Origin of the sequence: Geobacter sp. DSM 9736 (genome assembly GCF_900187405.1) — a bacterium.
Lineage (GTDB): Bacteria > Desulfobacterota > Desulfuromonadia > Geobacterales > Geobacteraceae > DSM-9736.
The window spans coordinates 278,491-292,188 of the sequence record NZ_LT896716.1 but is presented as its reverse complement, the minus strand read 5'-3'; the positions used below and the strand labels follow the sequence as shown (position 1 = coordinate 292,188).

Annotated in this window: 12 protein-coding genes; 3 read left to right on the top strand and 9 right to left on the bottom strand. The window is 53.6% G+C overall.

Annotated features, from left to right (window positions below):
* The 5 genes from mtnP to CFB04_RS01325 form a co-directional block, all read right to left on the bottom strand.
* A complete protein-coding gene (mtnP, locus tag CFB04_RS01345; protein ID WP_088533592.1) occupies positions 1-864 on the bottom strand; it encodes an S-methyl-5'-thioadenosine phosphorylase in 864 nt (287 codons plus the stop codon).
* A gap of 89 nt (positions 865-953) precedes the next feature.
* Entirely contained in the window at positions 954-2,018 is a 1,065-nt protein-coding gene (gene rlmN / locus CFB04_RS01340) for a 23S rRNA (adenine(2503)-C(2))-methyltransferase RlmN (protein WP_088533591.1), read from the bottom strand.
* Between the two features lie 61 nt (positions 2,019-2,079).
* Entirely contained in the window at positions 2,080-2,493 is a 414-nt protein-coding gene (gene ndk, locus CFB04_RS01335; protein ID WP_088533590.1) for a nucleoside-diphosphate kinase, read from the bottom strand.
* Positions 2,494-2,753: 260 nt separating this feature from the next.
* Complete coding sequence (locus CFB04_RS01330) at positions 2,754-2,954, bottom strand: hypothetical protein (protein WP_231934311.1); 201 nt, start codon at positions 2,952-2,954, stop codon at positions 2,754-2,756.
* Between the two features lie 173 nt (positions 2,955-3,127).
* Positions 3,128-4,555 (bottom strand): aldehyde dehydrogenase family protein, encoded by a 1,428-nt coding sequence (locus tag CFB04_RS01325; protein WP_088533589.1) that lies wholly within the window; start codon positions 4,553-4,555, stop codon positions 3,128-3,130.
* A 180-nt stretch (positions 4,556-4,735) separates the two neighbouring features.
* On the opposite strand from CFB04_RS01325, the gene amrA reads away from it, so the two are divergent.
* Positions 4,736-5,275: an AmmeMemoRadiSam system protein A gene (gene amrA, locus CFB04_RS01320; RefSeq protein WP_088533588.1), complete on the top strand. Its 540-nt coding sequence runs from the start codon at positions 4,736-4,738 to the stop codon at positions 5,273-5,275.
* A gap of 378 nt (positions 5,276-5,653) precedes the next feature.
* On the opposite strand, the gene CFB04_RS01315 is transcribed toward amrA, so the two are convergent.
* The 3 genes from CFB04_RS01315 to CFB04_RS01305 all read right to left on the bottom strand — a co-directional run bounded on the left by CFB04_RS01315 (position 5,654) and on the right by CFB04_RS01305 (position 10,024).
* Positions 5,654-7,093, bottom strand: a complete 1,440-nt coding sequence (locus tag CFB04_RS01315) for an IS1182 family transposase (RefSeq protein ID WP_088533587.1) — start codon at positions 7,091-7,093, stop codon at positions 5,654-5,656.
* Positions 7,094-7,191: 98 nt separating this feature from the next.
* The gene (locus CFB04_RS01310; RefSeq protein ID WP_088533586.1) at positions 7,192-8,544 is read right to left on the bottom strand and encodes a citrate (Si)-synthase; all 1,353 of its coding nucleotides are present in this window, start codon (positions 8,542-8,544) and stop codon (positions 7,192-7,194) included.
* Positions 8,545-8,827: 283 nt separating this feature from the next.
* Positions 8,828-10,024 (bottom strand): Xaa-Pro peptidase family protein, encoded by a 1,197-nt coding sequence (locus CFB04_RS01305; protein ID WP_088533585.1) that lies wholly within the window; start codon positions 10,022-10,024, stop codon positions 8,828-8,830.
* 428 nt (positions 10,025-10,452) lie between these two features.
* Between CFB04_RS01305 and CFB04_RS01300 the strand changes: the two genes are divergently transcribed.
* Positions 10,453-11,142, top strand: a complete 690-nt coding sequence (locus CFB04_RS01300; protein ID WP_088533584.1) for a response regulator — start codon at positions 10,453-10,455, stop codon at positions 11,140-11,142.
* Positions 11,139-12,923: a two-component system histidine kinase PnpS gene (gene pnpS / locus CFB04_RS01295; protein WP_088533583.1), complete on the top strand. Its 1,785-nt coding sequence runs from the start codon at positions 11,139-11,141 to the stop codon at positions 12,921-12,923. Before CFB04_RS01300 ends, pnpS begins: the two co-directional genes overlap by 4 nt.
* On the opposite strand, the gene CFB04_RS01290 is transcribed toward pnpS, so the two are convergent.
* Positions 12,915-13,697, bottom strand: coding sequence for a YdcF family protein (locus CFB04_RS01290; RefSeq protein WP_088533582.1), 783 nt, complete (start codon positions 13,695-13,697; stop codon positions 12,915-12,917). The two genes, pnpS and CFB04_RS01290, sit on opposite strands and share 9 nt — an antisense overlap.
* Between the last annotated feature and the right edge of the window lies 1 nt (position 13,698).

Sequence of the window (13,698 nt, the reverse complement as noted above, 5' to 3'; positions counted from 1 at the left end):
TCAGTCGAGGTACCTGCCGATGATAAGGCCGAGATCCCGCTTCACCTTCTCCGGGATGACACCGCGATCAGTTATGATTGCATGCTGAAGCGAGTCGCCGCACTGGCAGGTCCGGTAGCCATGGATGCTGGTCGCGGCGCCTTTGATGATCGCGCGGGCCATCGTAACGTTCTTCTTGATGAGGGCGACGATGGCCTCGACCGAGACGTCCTCGTGGGCCTCGTGCCAGCAGTCGTAGTCAGTAGCCAGAGCGATGACCCCATAGCATAGCTCCGCTTCACGGGCCAGTTTAGCCTCGGGTATATTGGTCATGCCGATGACGGATACGCCAAAGGAACGATAGAGGTTCGACTCAGCCCTGGTAGAAAAGGCAGGGCCTTCCATGCAGATGTACGTACCCCCTTCATGGACGGTAGCACCCGCTGCCCGTGCAGCTGAAGCAAGGCAGCGGGAAAGTTCCCCGCATACTGGATCGGCGAACTGGACATGGGCAACGACGCCATCACCGAAAAAACTGCCTCTTCGATGGGCGTTTGTACGATCGATGAACTGGTCCGGAATCACGATGTTTCCCGGCACTATCTCCTCTTTCATACTTCCCACCGCCGAGACCGAAATCAGGCGTGTGACACCGAGACTCTTCATGCCGTAGATATTGGCCCGGTAGTTGATCTCCCCGGGCAGAAGCCGGTGCCCCTTACCGTGTCGGGGGAGAAAAACCATTTTTACTCCTTCGAGGGTGCCGACAATGAAGTCATCCGACGGATTTCCGAACGGGGTGCTTACCGATACGGTTCGCATATCCTGCAGCTCAGCCATCTCATAGAGACCGCTGCCGCCGATGACACCAATTACCTGCTCCATAAAGAATCTCCTGAAAAATAGGTTATTTGAAGTTGAGGTTGAGAGAAAAACTGAACCGGTTGATGTCGTAAGCAGAATCAGGAAAAGTATTAGAAGTGAGGTTCATTCTCTACCTCTTCCTTTGCCTCTACCTGCTTCTTGTCCAGCTTCCCCTTCAGTTGGCCGCATGCGGCGGAAATGTCTGCTCCGCGGCTCGAACGGGTGATGACGGTGATGTGCTTGTCCAGCAAAAACCGGTGCATCCGGTCGATCGCTTCCTGCGTAGGGGCTTTGAAACTGCACCCTTCATGCTCGTTGAATGCGATCAGATTCACCTTCGCAGGCACAGAGCTGATAAGCCGAACGAGCCGCTTGGCATCCTCCAGCGAGTCGTTCATGTCCCGGATCAGGACGTACTCGAATGTAATCATCCGCCGCGACGGAAGCGGAAACCGGCGGCATGCAGCCATCAGCTCAGATAGAGGGTAGCGCCTGTTGATCGGCATGAGCCTGTCACGCATTTCATCCGTAGTTGCATTGAGGGAAACGGCAAGGTTGACGGTGACAGCCTTCCCCAGTTGCTCCATTTCAGGAACAAGCCCCGACGTGGAAACGGTAACACGGCGGTTTGAGAACTGAAGTCCATCCGGATCAATGATGATTTTGAGGGCGCGTATCACATTGTGAAGGTTGGCCAGCGGCTCGCCCATTCCCATCAGGACTATGTTCCTGATGTCTGCCTCTCTCCTGACTGCACATACCTGGTTGACGATTTCAGCAGTAGTGAGATTCCGGGTAAGCCTGAAGGTGCCCGTGAGACAGAAAGCGCAGCCCATGGCACAACCTACCTGGCTTGAAATGCAGAGCGTGTTTCGCCCTTCGTCGGGTATAAGCACCGATTCGACCCGCTCCCCATCGTCAAGTTTGAAGAGGTATTTACGTGTACCATCCTGCGAAACCTCAACCGCTTCGGGATGAAGGGTGCTTATATATGCAGTTTCGGAAAGCTCGTGCTGAAAGCCACGCGAGATGTTGCTCATCAGGGAGAAATCTTCCACCCCCTTCTGATACATCCACTTGAATATCTGCTTCGCGCGGAAGCGCTCCTTCCCTGCTCCGAGGAACAGCGTCTCGAGTTCTTCGATTGTCAGATTTTTTAGATCTTTTTTTTGCATGCGGATATGAAAAAAGCCCTTCACGGAAGAAGGGCTCGAAGTTCGATGGTGACGTGACCTATCAGCATAGCTCCAGCTGACTGAAGAAGTAGGGAATTTCGAAAGCGGCCGATTCCGGAGAATCGGAACCGTGCACCGTGTTTTCCTCGATGCTCACACCGAATTCCTTGCGAATTGTCCCTGCATCTGCATTGGCCGGGTTGGTTGCACCCATAAGTTCGCGCCATGCGGCTATGGCGTTATCCTTTTCCAGAGCCAGGACCACAACGGGACTGCGGGACATGAAGGTGCAGAGATCGCCAAAGAAGGGGCGCTCCCTGTGAACGTAGTAAAATCCTTCTGCCTCGCATTTAGTCAGTTGTATTTTCTTCATACCTACAACCTTGAAACCGGCTCCCTCTATTTTGTCAAGAACCTTGCCGGTAAGTTTTCTTTCCACTGCATCGGGCTTGATTATAGCGAATGTTCTTTCCATACTTTTCCCTCCCCGTGATATTTGAAACGACCGTCTCAGATACCATTGAAGAGCGCCTATTGTCAAGGACTTTCCCCGGTGACAGGTCACAGAGAACCATGTCTCGTTTTACTCACCTGTTCAGACTTTTATGCCATCACAATAGATTGTGGAACCCAGACTATCGCATGGCGGGGTAACAGGAGGCTCCTTAAAGCAAAACGGCCTGCGGAATGAATTCCACAGGCCGTTTTCTGTAGCAGGACTGAGACTGGTACAGATTACTTGTGCTCAGCCGGAGCTGCCGGAGCTGCCGGAGCCTGAGCGGAAGACATCGGCTGCTGGGCAGCCGGAGCCTGCTGCTCGGTTGCGGCCGGAGCCGGAGCCGGAGCCGGAGCTTCTTCTTTCTTCTTGCAGCCGGCGGCGAAGGACAGAGCCAGACCCAGACACAGAGCTAAGGAGATCACTTTTTTCATTGACATAATCACCTCTTTCCTTTTTTGATTACCATGATAGCGCAGAGCGCATGGCTTGGTGCGGCACAACGACTGCGAAATATACTACTCTCAAACAAATTGTCAAGATTTTTTTAACCTGAATTATATTTTTTTCTTTGTTTCATTTCCCTACGTTATAGAACGCAATTTCATCGTGACTAGAGATTGATGCAGACCATTTTAATATTAGTCATTTCCTCCATTGCATAACGCACACCCTCCCTACCGAGCCCACTCTCCTTGTTGCCTCCGTACGGCATGTGATCCACTCGAAAGGTCGGCACATCGTTAATGATGACCCCGCCTACATCCAGCTTCTTTATCGCATGGAAGGCCTTGTTGATGTCGCTGGTATACACCCCCGCCTGTAGACCGTATACCGAATCGTCAGCCATGTCGAGGGCCTCCTCATAAGAGTCGCACCGCACGACAGAGACGATCGGCGCAAAGACCTCCGAGCACATAACCTTCATATCCCTAGTGACGCCGGTGAGAATTGTCGGTTGCAGACAGTTCCCTACTACACCTCCGCCCGCCGCAATCGTCGCTCCGGCATTTTTCGCCTCTTCAAGCCACGACACCGCCCGCTCCAGCTCATAACGGGAAATCATCGGTCCTATATCGCTATCAGGATCAAGGGGGTTTCCAACCTTCAGTTTGTTGGTGGCCTCGATGAATTTACCGATGAACTCGTCGTATCTGGCTGTATGTACGAATATTCGCTGAACCGAAATGCACACCTGCCCGGAGTTGGCAAAGCTACCGACGACACATCTCCCCACCGCATGATCGACGTCCCCGTCTTCGGCAATAATAGTGGGGGAATTCGACCCGAGCTCAAGCGTCACCCTTTTCAACCCGCTACGGGATTTGATGTCCCTGCCCACCGGGGGACTGCCGGTGAAGGTAAGCATCGCAAGCCTTTCGTCCTCCACAAGCTTGTTCCCCACGGTCTTTCCGCTGCCGATCACGAGGTTGATGCCGCCGGGTGGAAGACCTGCCTCCGTCAGCAATTCCGCGAGCTTGATGGAGGAAAGGGGTGTCTTGGTGGCCGGCTTGAGGACTATTGAGTTTCCTGCCGCAATGGCTGGGGCGACCTTGTGAGCTACCAGATTAAGCGGGAAATTAAAGGGGCTGATTGCGCCGATAACCCCGATGGGCGTGCGTATGTAAAACCCGAACCGGCCGGCCGAAACGGGAGATGCATCCATCGGCACAATTTCCCCATGAGCAGCCTTTGCCTCCACTGCGGCGAAACTGAAAGTCTCCGCACTGCGTTTGGCTTCGGTTATGGCGAACTTCCATGATTTCCCGGCTTCACGTGCAATGATCTCCGCAATTTCTTCCTGGTCGCGCAGGATCAGTTCCGCGGTCCGGTTGAGAATCTCCGCCCGCCTGTATCCAGGAAGCTGAGATACGGCTATAAATCCGGCCCGGGCCGCCTCAATAGCCTCATCAACCCCATCCATGGTCGTTTCAGGAACTACACCGACAACGGAATCGTCAAATGGATTAATAACGTCTATTCCCCTTCCGTCGTCCCCGATCCATTCCCCTCCCACGAGGACTTTATACCGCTTCGCCATCACGACCTCCTAAGATAGAATAACATTCCTTAACAACCTTTCGGTGAATCCATGTCTCTGTAACTGCCCACCGACACAGCTAAGAAAGGCTTAATTGTTGCCAAACCGTGACTGACTATAGTACATTAGCCGCTGTTTTTCAATTAAACCGTACCCTTTTACCACAACTAAGGAGCTCCTGTGGAACGGAAATTATCGGATAATGAAAAATCGGTACTGCTTGAGGTAGCTCGAAACAGCATAATCCAATTCATCACTGACGGCACCCTGCCACTGCTGCCTCCCCCATCAGGCAGTCTCGGCTCCCACAGAGGGTGCTTCGTTACCATAAAACAGGGGGGCTCGCTTCGTGGCTGCATCGGCAGCTTTACTTCGGAAGACCCGTTGTGCAAGCTGGTGCAGGAAATGGCGATCTCAGCCGCCACAAGGGATCCGAGGTTTTACCCCATGAAAAAGGGGGACCTCAACGATTTCCGCCTGGAAATATCAGTACTGTCCCCCATGCACAAGATCTCCTCCATCGATGAGATCATTGCCGGCACTCACGGCCTCTATATCGAAAAAAATTATCAGCGGGGCGTTCTGCTCCCTCAGGTAGCAGTTGAGCAGCGCTGGGACCGCGACACCTTCCTAGCCCAAACATGCCTCAAAGCCGGACTTCCTCCCGATGCCTGGCAGGAAGGTGCGAGCATTCACATCTTCAGCGCCGAAGTATTCTGAGACAGGGAGTACACCAACATCCTCGCAGCCGCGGCTATTCCCATATTTTGGGCGTTGCCTTTGCTTCTTTTGTCTTTGTCACATACTCACGGTATTGAGCTCTCCCCTGCCTCTCCCGCACATCATCTCAGGCAGCATAAATCACGTCCCCCTGTAACTGCGGCATATACCCACCTTTCTGAAAAGATAATGCTGTTTAGCACCATGTCAAGCAAGGGGTGCGTCAACTCCTGAGCCTCCAAATGTCACCCGGCCCTCTTTTAATTCCCAGCCACAAAAAAAGGAGATGCCGAAGCATCTCCCAGGTCAATGACAAACCCCGCTTTTTCGGAAGTGGGGTTTGTCGGTTTTGGATCTAATTTTATATCCAGCGTCCTTTCAGCACTCCACTTTGATCGTTCTCAGCCAACCGTACGACGTTTCCTGAGGCCGAATTACCTCCCACAGGTGCCTCAACAGACGTAAAAAGCCCTTGCGATCCGCGACTAGGGCGATCTTCTTCATGTTCTGCACCGCCGCACACAGAAGACATTGCTCAAATACACGCTGCAACCCTCGCATCCGTGCGTACCGATGCCCGTGCAGCTGCTTTGAGTCCGCGAAGCTGCGCTCCACTGTCTCTTTGCGCCTGCCGTATATCTGCTTGCCTTGTGTGGTAAGCCTGTGCTCGTTGATTCGGTCCTTGCTGTCCTGCCAGATGTGGCGAGTTACCACTTTGGTGCTGTTGGCGCTTCTGGTGCACCGGGAGAGGTATGGACAGGCGACGCAATCACTAGCATCTGATGCATAGTGGCGGTAGCCGCCACGATCGGTTGTTCTGTATTGGAGGGTTTTCCCATTGGGGCAGCGGTAGCTGTCGGTTTGAGCCTCGTATCTGAAGTCGATCTTGCGCAAGTAGCCTTTGATGTGGGTCGGACGTCGGTACGCGATGGCGCCATAGATGTCGCGCTCTTCAAGCCCCTTGCAGATGCCCGCAGTGAAGTACCCTGCATCAAGTCCTACTGCTTCTACGTTGAAACCGAATCTCTCCGTTTGGCGGTCGAGCCTGTCGAGATAGGGTATGCTGTCATGCACGTTGGCAGGGGTGACGAAGGTGTCGGTGATGATGCTGTGGCGGCCGTCGACGGTGCGGTGATCGAGATAGAAGAACCCCTTGGGCTTGCCTTCGCGCACCATGTACCCACTGTCGGGGTCGGTGGTGCTTACCTTTGTTTCCTTGATCTCGGGCTTGTGCTGCTTAGCGGCAAATGGCTTCTTCCCATGTGACTCCCGGTCCTTCGCTATATCCTCATCTAGCTTCTCCAGGTAGTCTCTGGTCGATTTCTGCACGTCCTGCAACTTGAACTTGTGCTTGTTGGCGTTGGCCTTGAGGTGGGTCGAGTCGCTGTAGAGCACCTTGCCATCGACCATCTTGCGCCGCATCGCCTGCAAAACGATCTCGTCAAAGATCTCCTGATAGATGGTGCTCGACAAGAACCGCCGCCGCCTGTTCTGGCTGATGGTTGAGGCATCCGGCACCTTGTCGCTAAGCCCCATCCGCAGAAACCAGCGGTACGCAACATTGACCTGGACATCACGAACCAGCTGACGCTCGCTGCGGATGCCGTACAAATACCCGATGAAGAGCATCTTGAACAGAACCACGGGATCGATGGCCGGTCGGCCATTGTCTGCGCAGTACAGGTCCCTTACCCTGTTTCGGATGAATTCAAAGTCGATGACTTTGTCGATCTTGCGCAGAAGGTGATCCCTCGGAACCAGTTCCTCGATGCTTACAAATTCCAGCGCCGTTTGCTTATTCCCGTGTTCTCGTAACATGCGCGCATTATAAAAAAAGTCCCCGCCTGAGGCGAGGACTTTGTCAGCAGTCTGGGAGATGCCGAAGCATCTCCTTTTTTACCGCAAACTACTTTTTTTTAGGCGGACTTGAGCTTACCGAACCCCGGAATTTCACGGCCACCCTCGGCAGCCCACTTCTCCAGCATCGGGGTAGTCACGGACTTCGGACGCTCGATAGCGTAGCCGAGGCCGCGGTCCCAGGTGATGTTGGCCATGCAGCCGAGAGCGCGGCCTACACCGAAGAGCACGGTGTAGAAATCCCACTCCTTGACGCCATAGTACCACTGGATGACGCCGGACTGAGCGTCGACGTTCGGCCAGGGGTTCTTCGCCTTGCCGTGCTCGGTGAGGACGCCAGGGGCAACCTCAAAGATCATGGCCACGAGCTTGAACAGCGGATCGTCCTTGAGACCCGGGGTCTTGAGGCAGAACTCACGCTGCGACATGTAGCGCGGGTCGGTCTTGCGGAGAACGGCGTGGCCGTAGCCCGGAACGACCTGGCCAGCATTGAGGGTATCCCAAAGTGCCTTGGTAACGAGTTCCTTGGTGGGCTCAACGCCTTTGCAGTATTTCTCCTGGAACTTGATGGTCCAGTCGAGAACTTCCTGGTTGGCAAGGCCATGGAGCGGACCGGCAAGGCCGTTGAGGCCTGCGGAGTATGCGTAGTAAGGATCGGACAGCGCAGAGTGAACAAGATGAGTCGTATGGGCGGAAACGTTGCCCGACTCATGGTCGGAGTGGAGGATGAAGTACATGCGCGCAACATCCTTGTACTGCTCAACCTGGCCGATCATATGTGCGAAGTTGGCCCCCATGTCGAGGCTAGGATCGATGTCGACCTGCTTGTCATTGCGGTATTTCAGGTTATAGATGAAGGCCGCGATGATCGGAATTCTGGCTACGAGGTCGCTGGCGTCCTCGTAGACGGATTCCCAGGCGGTCATCTTGTTGAATTTGCCGGAGTTGTAGAAAGCGCAGAACTTGGAATCCTTCTGCAAGGCGAGTATACCGACGGAGAGCATAACCATCGGGTGGCTATCACGCGGAAGCGCCCGGATTGCGTCGAAGACATACTGGGGTACCTGCTGGCGGGTCTTCCACTCTTTGATGACTTCGTCTACCTGCGCCTGTGTCGGGACATCACCGGTGAGGAGGAAATACCAGAAGGACTCGACGGTCGGATAATCGGAATTGGGAGCCTTGGGAAGAGCTTCGAAGGTTTCCGGAATGGTCTTGCCACGGAACCGGATTCCCTCTTGAGGATCAAGATAGGATATGTCGGTAACGAGACTGCGGATATCACGGGCACCGCCGATCGCCTGGTCAATGGTTACGGTATCGATGATAACCTTGCCGTATTCCTTGACGAGTTTGGTGGTGCGGGGACGGAATTCCTCAATTTTCTGCTTCAAAGTGTCCTTGAGTGCCATGGTAGTTACTCTCCTTTCGTCTGTTTTGGTTTTTACAGCGGATCTCAACACATTACATGCTGGATAGGCTTCTACTCCCTCCTTTCCTTCACATTGATTACTGCAACAACGCAACGACCGTATCAGGACCAGCCCAAAGGGCCGGCTCAATTACTGCAAAGTTTTAATTAATTCAAATGGAGATTTCCGTATGCCTGGGCATTTTAGGTATACTGTATACAAAATTTTGCTAACATATATCACCGTGCAAAATGAAAATCAATACAATTTAAAAAAAAAATTATTAACGATCAAGGACTACCAGATCCTGATTTGAGAAGGTCAAGGTTTTCAGACCGTTATCGGTAAAATGAAATGTATTCTCTATACCCACCGCCCCTTCACCCGGGAATACCACCTTAGGCTCGAAAGCGAAAACCATCCCCGGCTCCAGCGTCATATCTTCGAAACCCCGTGCTATGAAGGGATATTCATCTATTTCAATGCCTATACCATGCCCGATGAAAGATACCTGGGCACCTTTATTTCCCATAAAACTATCGGCATACCCCATGCCTGCAGCCAGCGCACGACACTCTTCATAGATTTGTCCCCACGTGGGCCGCTCCGGCGCCATGTCCATCATCCGCTCCTGTACCTTGAGCATATCGTCGTAGGCTCGACGAAGGCGGTCCGAAATCCCTCCAATGGCGAAGATCCTGGTCTGATCCACCATGTATCCGTCGAAGCATCCGGCAAAATCGACGATGATGGGTTCGTTCCGCTCGATCTTCTTTAATCCCGCACCCTGCCCGAATGCCGGGGTGAGCCCGAGGCCTCCCAAGGGAGTATCTACATAGGCCGGCACAGCAGTATCGGCCCCAGAGAAAATATGGGCGTAGAAGAGTTCGGCATTGAACGCACGCATCCGCAACAGCCCCTGATGCCCTTCCTTGCGTGCGGTCATCTCCAACTCCGCTGCAAGTTCGAGATCCGTCATTCCCTCCCTTATCACCTCTCCGGCTCGTCGATACACCTTATCCACCTGGTTTGCCGCATCCATAAGGATATGAATCTCGTAATGACTCTTTATCATCCGCACTTTGCGGATCAAAGGCGTAGCGTCAAGTATCTCAGCACCAGGAAAGACGGACTGGTACTTATGGAAGAAGTTCACCGGAAGGACATCCAGCTCCATTCCAAACCGCTTAGGAACAGGATATCCGTACTGCGCCAGAATTCGCGGCATCTCCTTCATTGAGGAGAATGGAACAATCTCCTTCAATCCGGATTCCATCCGCGCCCGCATGACGTCCTTTCGAACCATGTATAGCGGCTCTCCCTGGACCGGAACGTACAGGTTTCCACTTTGGATAGTTCCGGTAAAATAGAAAAGATCCGCATTCTGGACGATGATGACGCCATCAAGGCCTTCAGCCGCCATATACCGGCGCAGTTCCGCGCACCTCGCCTGCAACTCGCTACTAGGTGTAAAACGCACGCAATCCTCCAAACCATTAGCCGGGGCTTTTAAAGAAAAACAAATCGATTCACGGACTTACCATAGTATCGACGGAGTGTCAAGTTTTATAAAACATCGTCTTTTTCCTGCATTGTAATTCTGACAACCCCATGCTGTTCTAAAGAAATGCTTGAAGTCGATTTTGTGAATAATATCGCGGTCCCGAAATAAGTACCCTGAATCATTACTAAATACACAACACAAACCAGTGGATGCCATGCCTGTTTTTTAGGCAATTTGCTATTTACTTTTGTTTTAAAACCCCTTTGCTGAAGATTAGAGACTTTTTCCACATGGATTTCCACAACTGCTGTGGAATACTATAAGTATTTGTTTTTTCAAGATTTTACATCAACATCTCCACAATACCGGATATTTCAGTTACAATTCCCCTCTCAGGAGGGGTAATGGCACACTCAATTCTCGTAATAGAAGATGAAAAAGACCTTGCCGATCTTGTCGTGTTACATCTCCAGGAGGGAGGCTATAGGACCGTCACATCCGCAAACGGTATTGAAGGTTGCACCCTCGCTCTCACTGAGAAGCCCGACCTGATTTTGCTCGACCTCATGCTCCCAGGCAGGAACGGCATCGAGGTATGCAGGCATCTAAAGGAACATGAGCAGACAAAATCGATACCGATCATCATGGTTACCGCCAAGGGGGAAGAGATAGACCGGGTGGTTGGTTTCGAAGTGGGCGCCGACGATTACATCGTCAAACCCTTTTCGGTGAGGGAACTGATGCTGCGGGTGCGGGCCGTTTTGCGCAGATCCGGAAAAGATATCGGTTCAACTGCAACGGGAATGATCAGGGCAGGGTCTATTTGCATCGACCCAGAAGGGCACAGGGTCACGGTAGACGAAGCGCACGTGGACCTGACTACTACCGAATACAAGCTTCTGCTCAAACTGTGCGAACGTATCGGGAGGGTTCACAGTCGTGATCGTTTGCTGATGGAGGTATGGGGATATGATTATGCCGGGGATACCCGCACCGTGGATACCCATGTAACCCGACTCCGCAGCAAGCTCGGAACAGCAGGCGCCATGATAGTAACAGTTCGCGGGTTCGGCTACAAGGTGGAGAAACCATGAAAATAGGCATCCAGTGGAAACTGATGGCCTCCCATCTTCTGTTGATACTTGTAATGGGGGGATTTCTCTATTTTTACCTTGACCGGACCATCAACCGGTACCTGCTTCAGGAAATTTCTCAAAACCTTAAAAACGAGGTCAGGCTTTCTGCGCTCATGGCTACGCGACAAGGTTCGGAGCTCAGCCTGCATGGGCAGGAACTGGCGCAGGCCATCGGCTCCAGCATCAATGCACGAGCAACAGTAATTGCCAGTGACGGCACTGTTGTGGGGGATTCAGAGATAGCCACCTCCAATATCAAGGAACTGGACAATCACGGCGACCGGCCGGAGGTCCGCGAGGCGTTTGCGGGGAAGCAGGGTGCGGCGACCCGGTATTCATCTACGCTCCATGTGGCGATGCTTTACGCAGCTGCCCCGTTCAGTTCTAAAAGCGGCGAGAGAGGAGTGATCCGCCTGGCACTGCCGCTCACCTCACTGGCGCATGCGAAGAGCAGCCTGCACCACAGCCTCTTCATCGCGATAGCCCTGTCCGTCGCAGCCGCGTTTCTGCTCGGCTATATACTTTCGCGCGTCCTCTCCCGGTCCCTAAGAACCATGGCGGCGATCGCCCGGGACATGGCGCAGGGTAACTTTGAACGTCGCGTGCGGGTACATGGGAAAGACGAGCTGGGGGAGCTGGCAGCGGCTATGAATGCAATGTCTGCACAGCTATCAGCGCAGATGAACCGGCTTTCGACAGAGAAGAACAGGCTCGACGCGATACTCCATGGAATGGGGGAGGGACTTCTGGTTACCGATACGAGGGGGATCATCCTGATGGTCAATCCCGCGTTCCGCACACTCTTTGGAGTAGGGGAAGAGGTACTTGGAATGACCCTTCTGGAGATCGTGCGTCACCCGGCACTCCATGATACTTTCCGCCACGTGTCCGAGACCAGGGAAGAGACGATCGAGGAGCTGTCGCTTCCCCAGGGGAAGAGCCTCCTGACTCACTGGGTGCCTCTGCTGGGCAACGAAGCGCTTGAAGGAGTCGTGGCGGTGTTTCATGACATAACCGACATAAAGCGGCTTGAAAAGGTGAGAAAGGATTTTGTCGCCAATGTCTCCCACGAACTCAGGACACCCGTCACCGTAATCCGAGGCTACGCCGAAACAGTCATGGAAAACGACTCCTCAAGCACTGAAGAGATCAGAAAGTTCGTCGGAATCATCTACCGTCATTCCGACCGCCTTGCAAGCCTCGTAAACGACCTTCTGGCACTCTCGGAGCTTGAATCGGGGAAAATAGAACTCACTCTTTCCCCGACCCCTCTTGCCGGCGTCATTGGGCATTGCGTAGGGCTGCTGGAGAGGAAGGCGGAAAGCAAGGGTATAACTGTGAACATCTGCAACCTCGGGGAAATCCCTCCGGTGCTGGCAGAACGGAAAAGGCTCGAACAGGTTTTCATCAACCTGCTGGACAATGCGGTGAAATACACTCCGGAGGAGGGTTCGATAACAGTTACCGCAGATACTGCAGACGGCATGGTGAAGGTCTCCGTACGGGATACTGGTCCCGGCATACCTGATAAAGACCTTCCACGTCTGTTCGAGCGGTTTTACCGGGTAGATGAGGCTCGCAGCCGTGCCGAAGGAGGGACCGGCCTGGGGCTCTCGATAGTAAAGCACATTGTTCAACTCCATGGCGGAGAGATATCTGTCACGAGCCGTCCCGGTGCAGGGACAACATTCTCCTTCACGCTTCGCCGCGGAGACGGCGGCAAGACCCTGTCACGGTAGACGCTTACCCTTTGCAGCATAAAACGTGGCCACAAGCAGACCGAGCCGCTCACGTATGGCTGTAGCACTGTCCCCCAATGCTCCGGCATCCGGAAGGTAATCCAGCCATACGTACTTTTTCTTGTCCCATGTCCTGAAGTTGGCCGGCAACGGGGTCACCGCCAGCCCCTCCCGCACGAAGGCAAGTCTTGCACGGCGCATGTGAAAGGCCGAAGTCACGAGGAGAGGATTTTTGAAACCGTGACGGGCACAGAGCGCACGGCTCAGTCTCGCATTCTCCACAGTATCGCGGCTCTTGTCCTCCACCAGGACCTTCTCCGGCGGAACACCGAGGTCGAGAAGGAACCGCCTTACTATCTGCGCCTCCGGAGCTCTTCCGGGTACCACGGTTCCGCCCGAAACTATCACCGGCACATTGAGCCGCCTCTGGGTACGCAAGGCCGTGACGATCCTCGTCATCATCTCCTCCCCCGGAGTTCCTTCCCCCGTCAGATCAGGCGCCCCGTCGCGTATTCCTCCTCCAAGCAGCACAACCACATCACCCTTCAAGCTGCGCGGAATATCATACGCCGCTTCCAGGGGCCCGATCAGCCTGTCAGCCACCGGAGCAGTCGAAAATCCCCACATGAAAAGACCCGCCACTATGCAGAACATTCCCGCAGGATAGTTCCTGCGCCGCATCATCAATGCTCCCGCCATTAGCAGCGCGACTATGAATAAGCCGGGAGGCAAAAGGAAAGGTGTTACAGCTTTTTTAAGGAAGAACAGATCCATA